The 14,157-nt window shown below is 48.8% G+C and carries 19 protein-coding genes; 12 read left to right on the top strand and 7 right to left on the bottom strand.

Going from position 1 to position 14,157, the window contains the following annotated elements; genetic code table 11:
• Positions 1-9 precede the first annotated feature (9 nt).
• Positions 10-459: a UPF0179 family protein gene (locus GAH_RS03630; protein ID WP_048094740.1), complete on the top strand. Its 450-nt coding sequence runs from the start codon at positions 10-12 to the stop codon at positions 457-459.
• Positions 408-1,040, top strand: coding sequence for a tRNA sulfurtransferase (locus GAH_RS03625; protein ID WP_084632267.1), 633 nt, complete (start codon positions 408-410; stop codon positions 1,038-1,040). Before GAH_RS03630 ends, GAH_RS03625 begins: the two co-directional genes overlap by 52 nt.
• A 19-nt stretch (positions 1,041-1,059) precedes the next feature.
• Here the strand turns inward: GAH_RS03625 and GAH_RS03620 are convergent, their stop codons facing one another.
• Both GAH_RS03620 and GAH_RS03615 read right to left on the bottom strand, forming a co-directional pair.
• A complete protein-coding gene (locus tag GAH_RS03620; RefSeq protein WP_048094738.1) occupies positions 1,060-1,326 on the bottom strand; it encodes a type II toxin-antitoxin system RelE family toxin in 267 nt (88 codons plus the stop codon).
• A complete protein-coding gene (locus GAH_RS03615) occupies positions 1,327-1,617 on the bottom strand; it encodes a DUF7557 family protein (RefSeq protein WP_048094736.1) in 291 nt (96 codons plus the stop codon).
• Positions 1,618-1,662: 45 nt separating this feature from the next.
• Here GAH_RS03615 and GAH_RS03610 point away from each other — a divergent pair, with 45 nt between their 5' ends.
• From GAH_RS03610 to GAH_RS03600, 3 genes are all read left to right on the top strand, one after another.
• On the top strand, positions 1,663-2,175 hold the full coding sequence (locus GAH_RS03610) for a hypothetical protein (RefSeq protein ID WP_048094733.1): 513 nt from the start codon (positions 1,663-1,665) through the stop codon (positions 2,173-2,175).
• A gap of 75 nt (positions 2,176-2,250) precedes the next feature.
• Positions 2,251-2,661, top strand: a complete 411-nt coding sequence (locus GAH_RS03605; protein WP_048094731.1) for a hypothetical protein — start codon at positions 2,251-2,253, stop codon at positions 2,659-2,661.
• Position 2,662: 1 nt separating this feature from the next.
• Positions 2,663-2,935 (top strand): hypothetical protein, encoded by a 273-nt coding sequence (locus GAH_RS03600; RefSeq protein WP_048094730.1) that lies wholly within the window; start codon positions 2,663-2,665, stop codon positions 2,933-2,935.
• On the opposite strand, the gene GAH_RS10300 is transcribed toward GAH_RS03600, so the two are convergent.
• Positions 2,932-3,558 (bottom strand): ArsR/SmtB family transcription factor, encoded by a 627-nt coding sequence (locus tag GAH_RS10300; RefSeq protein WP_052747744.1) that lies wholly within the window; start codon positions 3,556-3,558, stop codon positions 2,932-2,934. The genes GAH_RS03600 and GAH_RS10300 overlap by 4 nt on opposite strands.
• 120 nt (positions 3,559-3,678) lie before the next feature.
• Here GAH_RS10300 and GAH_RS03590 point away from each other — a divergent pair, with 120 nt between their 5' ends.
• The 5 genes from GAH_RS03590 (at position 3,679) to GAH_RS03570 (ending at position 8,667) form a co-directional block, all read left to right on the top strand.
• On the top strand, positions 3,679-5,607 hold the full coding sequence (locus GAH_RS03590) for a PPC domain-containing protein (protein ID WP_048094728.1): 1,929 nt from the start codon (positions 3,679-3,681) through the stop codon (positions 5,605-5,607).
• Positions 5,608-5,636: 29 nt separating this feature from the next.
• On the top strand, positions 5,637-6,188 hold the full coding sequence (locus tag GAH_RS03585; RefSeq protein WP_048094726.1) for a hypothetical protein: 552 nt from the start codon (positions 5,637-5,639) through the stop codon (positions 6,186-6,188).
• Positions 6,189-6,367: 179 nt separating this feature from the next.
• Complete coding sequence (locus GAH_RS10295) at positions 6,368-7,411, top strand: zinc metalloprotease (protein WP_169745336.1); 1,044 nt, start codon at positions 6,368-6,370, stop codon at positions 7,409-7,411.
• A 48-nt stretch (positions 7,412-7,459) separates the two neighbouring features.
• Positions 7,460-7,876, top strand: a complete 417-nt coding sequence (locus GAH_RS03575) for a hypothetical protein (RefSeq protein ID WP_048094724.1) — start codon at positions 7,460-7,462, stop codon at positions 7,874-7,876.
• 107 nt (positions 7,877-7,983) lie between these two features.
• Complete coding sequence (locus GAH_RS03570; protein WP_052747742.1) at positions 7,984-8,667, top strand: ArsR/SmtB family transcription factor; 684 nt, start codon at positions 7,984-7,986, stop codon at positions 8,665-8,667.
• Here GAH_RS03570 and GAH_RS03565 read toward each other — a convergent pair.
• Complete coding sequence (locus tag GAH_RS03565) at positions 8,664-9,791, bottom strand: formate--phosphoribosylaminoimidazolecarboxamide ligase family protein (protein WP_048094722.1); 1,128 nt, start codon at positions 9,789-9,791, stop codon at positions 8,664-8,666. The genes GAH_RS03570 and GAH_RS03565 overlap by 4 nt on opposite strands.
• Positions 9,788-11,191 (bottom strand): NAD(P)/FAD-dependent oxidoreductase, encoded by a 1,404-nt coding sequence (locus GAH_RS03560; protein WP_048094721.1) that lies wholly within the window; start codon positions 11,189-11,191, stop codon positions 9,788-9,790. The genes GAH_RS03565 and GAH_RS03560 overlap by 4 nt, the downstream gene beginning before the upstream one ends.
• Before the next feature lie 88 nt (positions 11,192-11,279).
• On the opposite strand from GAH_RS03560, the gene GAH_RS03555 reads away from it, so the two are divergent.
• Positions 11,280-12,035 carry a heparan-alpha-glucosaminide N-acetyltransferase gene (locus tag GAH_RS03555; protein WP_245604084.1) on the top strand — a complete coding sequence of 252 codons (756 nt, stop codon included), beginning with the start codon at positions 11,280-11,282 and terminating at the stop codon, positions 12,033-12,035.
• A gap of 4 nt (positions 12,036-12,039) precedes the next feature.
• Complete coding sequence (locus GAH_RS03550) at positions 12,040-12,477, top strand: Mov34/MPN/PAD-1 family protein (RefSeq protein WP_048094720.1); 438 nt, start codon at positions 12,040-12,042, stop codon at positions 12,475-12,477.
• Here GAH_RS03550 and GAH_RS03545 read toward each other — a convergent pair.
• Both GAH_RS03545 and cbpB read right to left on the bottom strand, forming a co-directional pair.
• Positions 12,434-12,703: a PRC-barrel domain-containing protein gene (locus GAH_RS03545; RefSeq protein ID WP_048096707.1), complete on the bottom strand. Its 270-nt coding sequence runs from the start codon at positions 12,701-12,703 to the stop codon at positions 12,434-12,436. The two genes, GAH_RS03550 and GAH_RS03545, sit on opposite strands and share 44 nt — an antisense overlap.
• 58 nt (positions 12,704-12,761) lie before the next feature.
• Positions 12,762-13,997, bottom strand: coding sequence for a peptide-modifying radical SAM enzyme CbpB (gene cbpB / locus GAH_RS03540; protein WP_048094719.1), 1,236 nt, complete (start codon positions 13,995-13,997; stop codon positions 12,762-12,764).
• Between the last annotated feature and the right edge of the window lie 160 nt (positions 13,998-14,157).

The following is a 14,157-nucleotide window of genomic DNA, read 5'->3' as shown; positions in this document are numbered from 1 at the left end:
TGAAAAATTATGAGCGATGAGGTTAACAAGATAATCACTCTCTGCAGCAAGGACTGGGCTGTTACTGGCCTCGAATTCACTTTCCTCGGTGGTAAAGAGGAATGCGAGTCCTGCAAGCTCAGAAAGGTGTGTCTCAAGCTCAGAGTTGGTTCGAAGTACAAAATTGTTGGCCTCAGAAACGGGGAGACGCACCCATGCCCCATACATGATGAAGGCGTAGTTGCTGTGGAGGTGGTGGAGCTCCCGATCCTGCTGGCAGTTGATGCAAAAACGGCCGTCGAGGGGGCAAAAATCACCCTGAACGGCAGGTGCGCGAGGGTGGACTGCAGCTTCTTCAACCTGTGCAACCCGGCTCAGATACTGCCCAACGAGAGCGTGATAATCGAGAGCGTGGGAGAGTCGTTTGAGTGCCCCAACGGAAGGACGATGAAGGTCGTGGAGGTGAGGAGGGCGGATTGACGGACAACTCCGCGATCTCGCTGATATCGGGAGGCATCGACTCCCCCGTCGCCTCCTACCTCATGCTCAGAAAGGGAGTCAGACTCAGCTTCCTCCATTTCTACAAGAGCGAGAGCGATCTCGAGAAGCTCAAAAAGCTCGTCAGTGTTCTGAAGGACTACGGCAGGGTTGAGAGAGTGTATGTGGCGAGGCACTCTGACCTCTTCCCGAAGGACTTCGGAAGGTACAACTGCGTGTACTGCAAGATACTCATGCTCAAAACTGCGGAGATGCTGTGCGAGAGAGAGGACATGCAGGCGATAGTCATGGGCGACAACCTCGGTCAGGTGGCATCCCAGACGCTCGACAACATGCTGGCGATCTCTAAGGCGGTCAGCTACCCCATCATCCGCCCCCTGATCGGGTTCGATAAAGAGGAGATCATCGCAATCGCCAGAAGAATTGGCACGTACGATATTTCAACCAGGGAGCAGTACTCCTGCCCATTTCTTCCGAAAAGGCCGGTTACCAAGGCGAAAGTGAACGAGATAGACTACTCAGTCGAGCCAGAGGCGAGTGTGGAGGTGCTTGAGATCCTCTGATAAATAGGGTCTGGAGATTTTATTTCCTATACCCTCTGCTCCTCTTAAATGCTTCAACAACGTAGACGGAATTTCCTTCAACAAAGTATTCAAACCTGTAATCTCCAATTCTCAACCGATACATCACCCTCTTCTCTCCTTTCAGTTTTTTGATGTCTACGCCAGAGCGGGGAGTAAAAGGATCCTCTTTTAGCTTCTTCAAAACATCCACACACCTTTTTCTATCCGGCTCAGCTAATCTATCGAGAAACTTCACAACATCTGGATGAAGAGAGACCGAAAACATTCAGAGTCCTCTCGAGCCCTCGTACTCATCTATGGTAATGAATTTGCCCCTATCCTTAACCACCTTTTCCCATTTTTCTTCAATGTAATTTTGGAGTTCTTCGTATGACTCAATCAACCTCTCAATAACTTCATCTATTGGTTCATCATTCCTCCTAAGCTTCTCGAGCTTTCTAAATGTGCCCTCCCTGAGAGTAATAGAGGCCATCAAACCATTTTTCGCAAAAGAGCTATTTAATTTATTCTCAATGGCAACAATAAATGCCCATACCAATTTCGAAAATCTTTCCATTTATTTGACAGAAAAAGTTAATATTTAGCAAGTGAAGTTTCAGCAATGGCCAGTGCGAAAATGAAGCACATCGCTTCACTGCTGGTGATGGGAATTCTCGTCGGCACGGCAAATCTGGCGATAATGGAAAGGCTCGAAAGCATCAGGAGCCCGGGTCTGCTGATTGTCTTGCTGCTCATCACCTGCGCAATCCTGACCGCGCTGTACTACCGCGCCTCCGGCAGAGGACTCGCTTCAGCTGGCTTTCTCGCCTCGCTTGCAATTGTGTCTGTCATTTCGATTGCAACGTTCACGCTAATACTCGGTTTCGCCCTCATGTCCGAGTACTCCGCGTACCTCTTCGTCGAGAAGGTGGAGAGTGAGTCGAACTGCATCACGCTGACGGAGGAGGACATGTCGAGAATGCCTTTCCTCAAAAGGGCACTTGAGGAGGCGGAAACGACTGGAAAGGAGATTGTGAAGATTGACGCCAGCGAGGTCAAAGCGCTCAGCGGCCTTTACGGGAGGTGTGTTGTGTACAAGGGAGAGAAGTACCTGATAAACGTCGCGACGACTTAGGGATGTGCTCGAAATAAAAAACAAAAATAAATCTGTACCGGAAATTTTAAGTATTTAACCAAGATTTTTGATTGTATGTCCTCAGAGAGGAAAACCGAACTTTTCAAGCTCAGCTCGGTGATATTGGCAATCGGAGTTCTGCTCATAGGCATAGCTGCAATCGGCTTTTACCTTGAGCTGAAGAAGAGCATGGAAAGGGGAGGTGGAGTTCAGGAGCCGCTCTGGGCAAGGTGCGTTGAGGACGCGATAATAATCACCGCGAGAGAAGACCTGAAAGACGTTGTGGTGAGTGCAAGGGGAGAAGAGCTCTGCAGGTTCGACAGCATTGGCAAGGGCAGCGAGGAGGTGTGCTACATTAACACCAGCATCCTCAACGAAACGAGGGTCTTTGTGGTCAGGGCAGGAGACCTCAAGAAGGCTGTTGTCTGCTATCAGCCCGTGAAGCCCGTTCCTCTGGGGACTTCTGTGCCGGTGGGAGGTGATTAGAGTGGTCTCTTTCGGGGCAAACGAGATGATAATAGTTCTGCTCGTGGTATTCATAATCGTCCTGCTGCTGTCGGTGCTGAATCCCGCAAAGAGCCTTGAGGAGAGCAGGAGAAACCGGGTGAAGGACCTGATCGTCGTCGGGCTCATCCTGTGGTTCTCTCCATCCGTAAAGGTTGCAGGCATGGTCGTCTTCCTCTACGGCTTCGGAGTCCTGCTGTACGAGAAGTATCAGGAGGGGAAGAGGGAAGCTCTGGGGCAGAAAGACTCTGGCTAATTCCGTTTTAGAATGAAAATGATTACCACAAAATTGGCCATGGCAGTGATAAAACACACAATAAAAAAGATCACGAAGATGTGTCCGACATCAACTCCACCAGCACCGCCGGCTACATTGTCTCGAAAAACTGCAAATTTGCTTTCAATAAACCTGCGGATTGCCACGCTTCCAGCAAGACCGAAAACCAACCCCAACAAAGAAGATATCGTCAAAACTGCTGGTAGTTGTCTTTTCACATAATGCACTACAAACATTTTCAGCAAACGTTCAAATTCGTGCTTTTCCATTGATGAGAGAAACACTATGCTCTCTTTGTCATAAACATACATTTTCACATCCCTCATTCTTCTACCAAGCCTTTTTCTGGCTATTTTAATCACGCCAAGCTCCATCAGCTTGTTGACGTGATACTGTACGGTTGACACGGGCATATTCAGTCTCTCTGACAAATCTGTAATGGACAACGGATTCCTGTACAACTCTTTTAGTATTCTACAAGCAGTATCGTTGCATATTTCCGAGGCGAGTAGCTTAGCTTTTTCCGAATGCAGATGCTCAATATAAAAAACGTCGTCTAAGCGCTCTGGAAAGTTAGAATCTCCAGTTATCTGTTTATCCATATTTCAGTTTCTAAATTGATCTAAATGAATTTTTCGATCACTTCAATCTGGATTGAAACAGTAAGAATTCTTAAGTAAATGCTAATCCAACTGATTAGAGGAAGGAGGGGGTGATTTAAAGTGTGGAAGAGCGCCATAATAGTGTTGGTAACTTTGATTATGCTCGGAAGCACTGCAACAGCAACAGTCGTAAATAACGAAAATATGTACTGGAATGAGATTCCAAAGGATTCGCTTAGGAAAATTTCTGAACTTTACGGAAAGGGTCGGAGTGTTAAAGAAATTGCTGAAGAACTCGTTATTCCACTAGAAATTGTTGAAAAATATCTTAGAGGGGAGTACTCCATAAATGCAGCAAATACTGTATCTACTGTAACTGAAACTAGTGATAAAGTCGTCAAATCCAATAAAAGTGAAAAGAGTACAGTTATTGGAGGTGCAAAAACAGCTGGATCCCAAACTATCGATTTTACAACCGTTGGTGTGGAGGAATATGGCAATGTTACCGTTCCGAAGGAATATGTGAAGAAAGTAGGAGAAAAGATAGAGATCACAGTAAACTCCACTTCTGGAAAGTTAATAACACCTGTAATAGAAAGACTGCCCTCAGTAAAATGGACTACTGTAAAAACACCTTATGGACTTATACAAACACCAGCTGGAACTTTAGAAAGATTGGGTAAAGAAAATTTCATGAATATTCAGAAGAAGTTCTTTACTGCCTTCCGAGAAATCAAAGAAAAAGAGTCGGGTGTAAAAAATATTGAAACCAAAAAACTAGACTCGTATGGGCTCCCAGTCACAACTGTAACCGTGAAATCCAGCACTTTTGTCGGCGAGTGGGCAAGCTTTTATCGAAAAGATAACTCTCAAAAACCATACTGGATTTCTGGAAAAATTGATCCCGCACCGCCTTACAACACTGGTCAGAGTTTTACAAGCTACCACGAAAGAGAAGTATATCTTGGTTACGGTACTGGAGATACTGTAGAATTCATAAGCCACCATTTACAAGATGGGAAAAGGAACATATGGGTCGCAGTCTACGATAATGATACGTGGATGACGAATTTCACTTTGTATATCCAGAACGTGAGCGGTCCAGTCGAGTATTATTTTTACATAGATGAAACTGGCAGAAAATACCACATGTGGTTGGTATACGGAGAAATAACGAGGTATAACTACTACGACGATTCAGACGATTTCAGTAGTTACATAAACTGTTTTATGGGCTCAACAGAGCTTTATTACGACAGTTTAAGTAAGGCTTTCGATCTATTCACTGAAATACAAGATGACTGGACAAAAGTAGGCGACAAGTGGTATCGTCCTGCTGAAATCTTTGAATTCAAACAATACTCGGAAGAGAAACCGTACGTTGAGATTAACGCAACGTGGAATAGCGATGGGATAACGCGCACAGAGCACGAAACAAAATACCCAGAACCAGGGATTATACTTAAGAGTGAGAGCGGTACACTTTCCAGCAGTGGCGAAACTTATACTTTCTCAGTTTACGTATCTACCCAGTCGAATGTTACAGTTGTCATGGCAGGCAATGAAAACGCTGATTTCGATTTATATGCAAAGTGGGGCTCACCACCTACAACGAGCGATTACGATGCACACGGATACTCGGTAACGTCTTTGGAGTACTTTACGCTTGAGGGTTCTGGAACACTGTATATAATGGTACGTTCATACAGTGGTAGTGGCCATTGGAAAGCTTGGGCGATATCTGGATTTCCCAAAGTGGATAGTGGCAGAAAAACTGGTAGTCTGTCTGGTGGAGGAGACACAGAAGCGTACTCCACAACTCCGAGTTTTGGCAAGGGATACGCCTTCTGTTCTGGTCCTGACGATAGCGATTTTGACCTCTACCTCAAGTGGAACTCCCAACCTACCACCACAGATTACGACGCCTACGGCTATTCTTCTTGGTCACAAGAAGTTGCTGGACCAGCTGAGGGGTCCGGAAAAGTGTATTTCATGGTGAGGTCTTTCGCAGGCAGTGGTGAATATACAGTACTTGGCCTAATTTTTTAAATTTTTTGCTCTGTTAGAAAAGATTATAGGTGGTAAAGATGAAAGCGTTAAAAACTTTCCTAACTCTCTTGATCATTCTGTCCATTACCGCTCTGATTATTTGGTATCGCACACCAGAACTTTACGAATCTAAAGATTTCAGTAAGAAAGTCGATGAACCCCACAAATTAAATCGAACACATGAATACCAGCTCCCGTCAAAGGGAGGATATTATCTAAAAATTTCAGACACTGAGCAAAGTAAGATATACCTCGTTAATGTAAGTGCCAAATTCGGCAAATACGATCGAAACCTCTGGCAGTATGTGGAGAAAGGCGACACCTGCGTAATTATCAGCGGGGTGATTAGAAACGATTACGATGAGGACTATTACATCCCCCTCAGTGCAGTGCTATACAATTCTGAAGGAGAAAAAACTGGAATGGTTGTGCAGCCAGAAAGACCAGATCGTTTCACTGTAGTTCACGTGAAAAGTGGAGAAATTGCTATTTTCAAGCTGTATGTGCTCTGTAATGAGTGTGATGCGGTTGATTACGAAGTTTTCATTCCGTTTAAACCCTCTAAAATTCCACCACCGTGATGGTGTTCACTCCTGACAACTTACCGTTACTATAGAGGAGAGACTTTAGAGTTCATTTTTATAAATGCCTTTTAGAAATCTAAGTTAGCAGACCAAGACCCAAAATAAACCTTTCTATTACTTCAATTTGGGTTGAAACAGTCGGAATCGTTATGTAAGCGTAAAGAAATTTATGAGTGGTGGTAAGTATGAAACCTGCTTCAATTGCCTCAGCAGTTTTAAGCGCAGTCCTCATAGGCATAATAGCGGTTTCAGCACTAAACATTGGTGAAGAACTGAAACCCCCAGAAAAGCTCACGAAAGAAGAGTTGACAATGTTGTACGACAAGTACAATGTAACAGAAAACGACATAAAATTCGCAAAAGGAGAGCTGCCCCATTACCTCGCCGGAACTGCTCTTGATGGCAAGGTCATTACCATGGGAAAAGTGAAGGTGGAGAACGGAAGAACTGCTGTAGAGGATTGGGTTGATCCAGAACTCTACAAATGGGCTTTGAAAAATGGATACAGGATAATAAATGCAACCAAATGGTTTGAAATAGAAGAAAAAGCCAGAGAGGAGTACATGAGAAAATACGGTGTCGACCCGCAAAATCCCAAGGTTGAGATTGTTGATGGCGTACCACTTCCAGTAGAGTATGTGAGAAAACTCGTAGAGAGAGGAATACTAAAACCATCAGATGGTGGGGCAATGGCTACATCTGTTGCCACAGGACCATGGGCAAAAAATGATGTGCTCTATTTATGGATTTTTGAGGCTATAGATCAAAAACATAAACCTATTGAAGCATATTTACAAGATACAGTCAATGCTTATTCGAGATTCTACCAGTTCAATCCTGGAACACTCTATTACTATCACATAACCGACTACTGGGACGCAAGCGATGTTTCATCAGACATTTCCGAAGACCTTTTAGACGACCTTGCACAGGATACGGACTGGTGGAGAGGAGAATACAACGACAGAGATCCCGTGAACGACATAGTTATTGGTTGGGTAAAATACGCCGACCGCAACGGAATGGCAAAAACAAATGGCTTTTTCAGCATAGGTGCAACACAGGCAGCCGGAGTGGATTGGCAGCATGACAGCATCGCTCAACATGAAATCTCACACAACTTTAACGCCAATGATGCTGGGATGTGGCCATGGGAGCATCCCGAATGCATTATGAATTACTATTATGCTGGGGGCAGGAACAGATGTGTGGTGCAGTGAACACTGGGATATCGTTAATGTAAACATCAACGGACTGGGAGATCAACCATGAAAGGAATAATTGAAAATTCAGCACTACTTTTTTCCGGCATATTTTCTGGAGTTGTTGGAATCCTGCTTTCCGAAAGCTACCCGATGCTCCCCTCAAAAAGCGAAATTGTGTACGTTCTCCTCATATGGTCAGCAATTACCACAATAACTGTAACAGCCAGAGTGGGTAAAGCCGGTTTATCCTTCATCCTGCCATTTTCCATGATAGTGCTGGGAAACTATTACTACCTGAACCCGGTGCTCTCTCTGATTTTGGGCCCAGTACTGCCAGTAATACCAGCAGTGCTAATTCCCGCCATATACCTCGCAAAAAAACGAGGGTATGAACGTTTAGAGTTTGGCTTGCGAGCAACGGCAATATCATTCACCGGCGTATGCATTGTTTTTGATTCATGGATTTACATGCACATTTAGTTCCACAAAATGTCCCAAAAAAGCATGACGTGGCTTGAATATTGGCAGAAATTTATAAAAACTAACGTTTTCAAATCCTTTAAATTCTCTCCCGCGGAGGCATTGAGGTGAAAATCAGCCTTGATCGAGAGGCGCTTCTCCTGCTTTCGTCGGAAACGAGAGTGGAGATTCTGAAAAGGTTATCAGACAGAAGGAAAACCCTCAGCGAGCTTTCCAAGGAGGTCGGGGTGTCGAAGTCGTCTGTCAAGGAGCACCTCGAGCGCCTTGAGAGGGCTGGGCTGATAAGGAGGGTGGACGAGGGCAGAAAGTGGATATACTACGAGATCACGCCCAAGGGTCTGAAGGTCGTGATGCCGGAAAAGGCAAGGAGGCCGGCAATAGAGCTCTTCGCCTCCATAGCAGCTTTCATTTCTGGAATCGTCATGCTGCTGCTTTCGTTCATGAGCGGAACGAGGGTACAGAAGGAGGCTCCAGCCTACGAGATCGTCAGAACTCCCACACCAGAAGTGGCCGAGAAGGCTGTTCCCCAGCCGACAATCTCTCCAACTCCCGCACCAACGCCAACACCCACGCCCACACCCGTTCCAACGGCGACGCCCACTCCCACGCCGGTGCCAACCCCAACCGCCACACCGAGCCCAACACCGGCCTTAATGCCCACACCAGCTAAAACCCCTGCAGTTGAAGCTGCTAAGGCTCTGGGTGGCGCGGAGGTTATGTTCTACGCGGCAGTAGCCCTTATAACCATCTCGTTCATCTTGCTCCTGATACACATAAAAAGGAGGAGTTAGGTTACCGTTTCGCTCAGCCGTCCCGCTTCGAGGGCTTTCTTAAGCTCCATCATCGTCAGGTCGAGCGGATCCTCAATCCTGATGCCGTGCTTAAGGCTCAGGTTCCTCATCTCAGGAGACGTGGGGCCTATTGCCGGATCTCCAGGGACGCGCATTGAGACGTCGAAGATCACGAACTCCAGCCTTGTCTCATCTTCAGGAGAGTACGCGATGGCCCCCTGCAGCCCGAACATGCCGATTATCCCGGGAGGGTACTCCCTCATGCACGCATCTATGAACCTCTCTCCAGCCTCGTAGACCATCTCCTGCTTGCTCTCCCTCATCGTGACGCCAAAGTGGCCGATCTCCTCGTTCTTGACCGGCACGTCTATCTTGAGCTGCTCTCTGGCTGGCAGATTCAGGAAGCCCTGCAGGTTTACCTGCCTTCTGTCAGAGAAACCAACGAAGTCGAAGTTGCCGAAAACGTCCTTGAGAGCGTAGCTGTGGAAGTTGGCGTTGAATCTCGCTCCAAGGACGTACTCCTCGATCCTCGCCTTCTCCAGCCCCTCCTCGTCTATAACGCCTTCCTTCAGGAGCTTCTCCGCCTGCCTGTAGTAGTCTTCGGGAGAGTTCGCGTAGAAAAACGCCCTCTCGAGCGGATTCTTGGCCTGCTGAACCTTGACTATGACGAGCCTGTCAATCTCCTCCGGGCTTTTGAACTCCTTTGGATACCTCAGACCCGCCTTCTCCAGCAGATAGTACTGTCCCCTCTCGTAGTTCCTCTCCTCAGCCCTCAGCAGGTACCTGTTCCCGTAAATGGGCACCCTGAACTCCTTTTCTATCGCGTCATATCCAACGTAAACCGCAAAGCTCCTGTTGGGGATGAAGACGGTGTTCATCTCGATGAGAGTCTCCTGAACCTCCTCGTTGACCAGATCCCTGAAGCTGTCCAGCAGAATCACCTCGTCGAACAGGTGGCGGTTGTACTTTGTGTAGAGCTTCTCCCTCCCCTTCTGGACCACAACCACCGTCTTCAGTCCGAATGCCTTTGCGGCCATTCCCGTCTCCTTGGCAGAGTGGGAGCCGAAGATGCCTATGGTGATGTCCTCGTAGCTCTCAGCAATCTTCCTCGCCTCGTCGATCATTTCTTAACCCTCCTGAGGATGCTCTCTGCAGCAATCAGCCCTGTGACCGCTGCACCAACTATTCCCCTGCTTATCCCCGCTCCGTCTCCTATGGCGTAAATGCCGGGGATGTTTGTCTCCATCTCGGGGCTTATCTCGAGCTTGAGCGAGTAGAACTTGATCTCCGGAGCATAGAGGAGGGTTGAGTCGTCCGCAACTCCAGGAATAACCTTGTCGAGCTGCTCGAGCGCGTCAATGATGTCGTCAACAACCCTTCCCGGATAGGCCAAGCTTATGTCTCCCGGTACCGCTGTCTTGAGCGTGGGCTTGAGGAGTCTGTTGTTCTTTATCCTCATCTCCGTGCTCCTCCTTCCGAGCCTCAAATCCTTGAGCCTCTGAACGAGCGGATTTCCTCCGCCGAGCTTCGTTGTTATCTTAGCAAGATCCCTGCCCCACTCGTTTGGCATGTCGAACGGCTCGGTGAAGACGTAGTGTCCGAGGAGGGCGAAGTTGCTGTTGTTGGTCTTCTCCTTCGCCTTGCTATGGCCGTTTACGAGGCTGAACTCCCCGTAGTCCTCCCTTATCACCCACCCCCTCGGGCAGGTGCAGAAGGTACGCATGTAGTCGTCGTGCTTCTTCGTCGTTATCCTGAGCTTTGGATCGTAGATTATCGACGTTATCTCGTCCATTATCGTCGCCGGCACTTCGACTCTGACTCCCACATCTATTGCCTTCGCCTCCTTGCTCACCGCAAAGCCGTAGTCCCTGACCCACTTCTCGAGCCACTCAGCCCCCCCTCTTCCAACGCCAATGATGAGGTAATCGTAATAGTACTCCTTCCCGTCCTCGGTTACCACCTTCTTCTCGTCCGGCTTTATGTCCACCACGGTTGTGTTGGTGAATATCTCGATCCCGTTGCCGGTGAGGTAGTTCTGCATGCTTCCTATGACCTTCGGAAGTTCGTCACTCCCAACATGCCTCTGCCTGAGCGGCACAAACTCTATTCCGGCCGAGTTCGCCTTCCTCATCAGAGCCAGAAGCTCGTCCACGTTATCCCCGTAAAGCTCATCAGGAGCGCCGTGCTCGAGGAATATCCTGTCAACCTCCTCCATCTTCTCCACAAGGTAATCCTCATCCACCAGTCCGAGAAAGTCTCCACCAACCGTGAAGCTCTCCGGAAACTGGGGATGGACGTAGTTCAGCTTCCCGTCTGAAAGGCCACCAGCCCCTCCCACTCCAGCGGTGACGTTGCAGGGATCGCACTTGAGGCAGAAGCTCTCTGAAAGATCGCTCGGACACTTTCTCCTCTCTATCGCCCTGCCCATCTCAAAAACAGCGACACTGAGCTTTCCTGCAAGCTTGTAAGCCGCGAACAGCCCACCGGGTCCTGCTCCGATTATAATCACGTCATATTTGTTCATACATTTGGACGCTCTAACTACCGTTAGTATTTAAGGGTTTCCTTATGGCTCCGCAGACGTTAAAAGTGCATCCGCAAAACATGAAAACGTGAGCCTGAAGAGAGACGTGCAGAGTTTGCAGACGCACCCGAGGTACGTGGAGATAGACCTTGTCAGGGGCACAGCACTGCTCATGATGCTGGTTTCCAACTTCGTAACAGACCTGCAGTTCTTCCTTGGATTCAATCAGCACGAGTGGTTCTGGAGGGCATTTGCCTACACGACCGCCGGGCTCTTCGTCGCCGTGTCTGGAGTTTCTATGTGGGTTGCCCACTTCAAAACGAAATACTACAGAAGGTACCTCTTCAGGTTTGCAAAGCTGTTCGGTCTCGGAATGTTGATAACCCTCGTAACCTACCTTCTGCTGAGTGAGGGAACAATATACTTCGGAGTCCTGCACTTTTTGGGAGTTGCGAGCATCCTCGTGATCCCGTTTTACAGGCTCGGATGGAAGAACCTGCTCCTCGTTCCAGTTTTCTTTGCGGGAAAGCTGCTCCTCGAGAACGTACACTCAGACAACCTCCTGCTACTTCCACTCGGCATAACTCCTGTTCCGTTTTTCACGCTCGACTACTTCCCGGTATTCCCGTGGTTCGGGGTGTTTCTGCTTGGACTTGGAGTTGGAGCACTCGTCTATCCTGAAGGTAGAAGAAGGATGAACCTTCAGCTGAATTCCAGAATCGCCCACGCAGTTGCAGGGATTGGGAGGCACACCCTCGAGATCTACCTACTACACCAGCCCTTGTTTGTGGGAATACTTCTTCTCGCAACTGGTGGGCTGCCCAACCTCAGGCTCCCGTGGTGATGCTATGGCCAAACGCGTTATCGTGGATGAAAATGTGGAGAAGTTCCTGCAGAGCGTTGCAGAAAATCCCGGAGAAGTTGAGAGGTGCGGCCTGCTCGTCGGAAGGGCCGGGAAAGATGTCGAGGTTGTCGAGGCTCATGAGGTCGAGAACGTGAAGGCCTCGGCAGTAGAATTCGAGCTCAACCCGGTTGAGGTGCTTAGAGTTTTCGAGCGCGCCGAGCAATCAGGCCTCGATGTTGTGGGAGTGTGGCATACCCATCCAGTTGGCTATGCTAAACCATCCGGGAAGGATGCAATGGGGGCGAGCGTGTTTCCGGGGGTTTGGGTTATAATAGCGAGAGGGGAGGTCAGGTGGTACCTTGCAGGGGAAAAGGGTTTTGAGGAGGCAGAAGTGGAGGTCAGGTCTCCTCGGTCTGCTCCTTCTTCCTCTCCATCCTCTTGAACACGTCCTTGATTATCACGATGTCCCCGACGGCCTTCACGAGCCTGTAGGGAATTATCACGCCATTCGCCCTCGTGTCTATCAGCATCCTGTTAACATCAACAACCGCTATTCCCTTAACCTGCCTCGTGTCTATGTCTATGGAGAGGTCGGCTATCCTGCCAACGTATCTTCCCTCATCGGTGTAAACCCTAAGTCCGAGAATCGATGAGACTTCTCCGATCATTCCACCCACCAGTAATTCCTTGAAGACACCTATATATTAAACTTTCACTGACCCATCATCACGCCCGGATCTCGTAAACCCGTTTCAGGGCCCTCAGGTTCACCACGTGCTCCAGATCCCCTCTGTGGATCACCTCGAACGCCTTCTCTATGACTGCCTTGTAGAACTCGCAGAACGGGGCCTTCTCGAACATCGTTCCCTTCTCCGCGTAGACTTCAGCCGGACACGGCGCTCCGCAGATGTTTCTGTACTCGCAGTCCCTGCACTCCTCTATGCGCTCCACGACCCTCTCCCTTACCTCGAAGAACTTCTCGCCCGCAAGCTCGAGCTCGTCAAGGCCAATTCCAAACTCCTCAAATCCTATGAACTCCCCGCACGGGAAAATGCCCTCAGGAGTTATTGAGATGAACCTCCTGCCCGCCCCGCATGGAGAGATGTCGCACTGCAGAACCCTCGAGTAGGGGGCAACTATGCCCAGCAGGATGTTGGCAAAATCGCCTATCACGATTCTCCTTCCGTTCTTTGTGTGCCATATCGCCCTCTCAACGGCCCTCAAGAAGTGCTCCGCGGCCTTCACTGGATCGGGTCTCAGCCTTCTCCCACCCTCGCTCGTCCCCCTCACGGGGTTCATCAGAACGAGCCTCACCTTTCCCGCGAGCAGATCAACCATCTCCTCAAGCTGGGTGTAGTTGTGTTTGTTTATGGTTGTTATCACGTTCAGGTTCGCGTACCCGTCAAACCAGTCGAGAATCTGCATGATTTTGTCATAATGTCCCTTCCCTCTAAGAAAATCCTCAACCTCCCTGAAGGGTGAATCGAAAGAGATGCCAACGTTCGCGTTCATGCTTTTCAGGAAGTCCACGTCCTCTTCCTCGAGCAGAAATCCGTTGGTCTGAATGCCGTAACGGTAGTCAAACTCACCCATCACCCTGAAGATTGCGCCCTTCACCAGAAGCGGCTCTGCACCGTGGAATATCACGTTCCTCACTCCAAGGCTCTCGAGCCTCTCGAGTATGTCTCTGAGCGCTTCATAGCTCATCTCCCTGCCCCTTCTCCGGATCTCAGGAGGGATGTAGCAGTACTCGCAGCTGGCGTTGCACCTCTCGGTCGGGTTTATGTAGGCGGTGTTGAAGTCCACCTCGAACCTGTACCTCCTCATCCTCTCCTCAAGCACACTCCTGTTCTCCTCGTAGAACCTCAGAACGTTCTCCGGAAGCTCGCGCTCATAAATCGCCCAGAAGTTTGTGTCGGGATCGAGAATGACCCTGAAGCCGTCGAACTCCAGCTCCTTCATGAGATCACCTCAAAAAATTAAAACGGGGACTCCTCGCCCGGCATGACGTAGTGGGTGAGTCCCCCGCCAACCTCGCACTCGTACATGAAGCTGTAGGCCATGTTTGAGGGTCTGCTGGAAAAGAATAAAAGGTTAATTTTTGTGTTACAATGGTAATACA

The sequence above is a fragment of the Geoglobus ahangari genome (assembly GCF_001006045.1).
Lineage (GTDB): Archaea > Halobacteriota > Archaeoglobi > Archaeoglobales > Archaeoglobaceae > Geoglobus > Geoglobus ahangari.
This window is presented reverse-complemented; position numbering and strand designations above follow the sequence as displayed.

What these genes read in the sequence shown, in the direction of transcription:
- GAH_RS03630 (WP_048094740.1), top strand. Translation starts at nt 10, where the DNA reads ATGAGCGATGAGGTTAACAAGATAATCACTCTCTGCAGCAAGGACTGG.
- GAH_RS03620 (WP_048094738.1), bottom strand. Translation starts at nt 1,326, where the DNA reads ATGTTTTCGGTCTCTCTTCATCCAGATGTTGTGAAGTTTCTCGATAGA.
- GAH_RS03615 (WP_048094736.1), bottom strand. Translation starts at nt 1,617, where the DNA reads ATGGAAAGATTTTCGAAATTGGTATGGGCATTTATTGTTGCCATTGAG.
- GAH_RS03610 (WP_048094733.1), top strand. Translation starts at nt 1,663, where the DNA reads ATGGCCAGTGCGAAAATGAAGCACATCGCTTCACTGCTGGTGATGGGA.
- GAH_RS03605 (WP_048094731.1), top strand. Translation starts at nt 2,251, where the DNA reads ATGTCCTCAGAGAGGAAAACCGAACTTTTCAAGCTCAGCTCGGTGATA.
- GAH_RS10300 (WP_052747744.1), bottom strand. Translation starts at nt 3,558, where the DNA reads ATGGATAAACAGATAACTGGAGATTCTAACTTTCCAGAGCGCTTAGAC.
- GAH_RS03575 (WP_048094724.1), top strand. Translation starts at nt 7,460, where the DNA reads ATGAAAGGAATAATTGAAAATTCAGCACTACTTTTTTCCGGCATATTT.
- GAH_RS03565 (WP_048094722.1), bottom strand. Translation starts at nt 9,791, where the DNA reads ATGATCGACGAGGCGAGGAAGATTGCTGAGAGCTACGAGGACATCACC.
- GAH_RS03560 (WP_048094721.1), bottom strand. Translation starts at nt 11,191, where the DNA reads ATGAACAAATATGACGTGATTATAATCGGAGCAGGACCCGGTGGGCTG.
- GAH_RS03550 (WP_048094720.1), top strand. Translation starts at nt 12,040, where the DNA reads ATGGCCAAACGCGTTATCGTGGATGAAAATGTGGAGAAGTTCCTGCAG.
- GAH_RS03545 (WP_048096707.1), bottom strand. Translation starts at nt 12,703, where the DNA reads ATGATCGGAGAAGTCTCATCGATTCTCGGACTTAGGGTTTACACCGAT.
- cbpB (WP_048094719.1), bottom strand. Translation starts at nt 13,997, where the DNA reads ATGAAGGAGCTGGAGTTCGACGGCTTCAGGGTCATTCTCGATCCCGAC.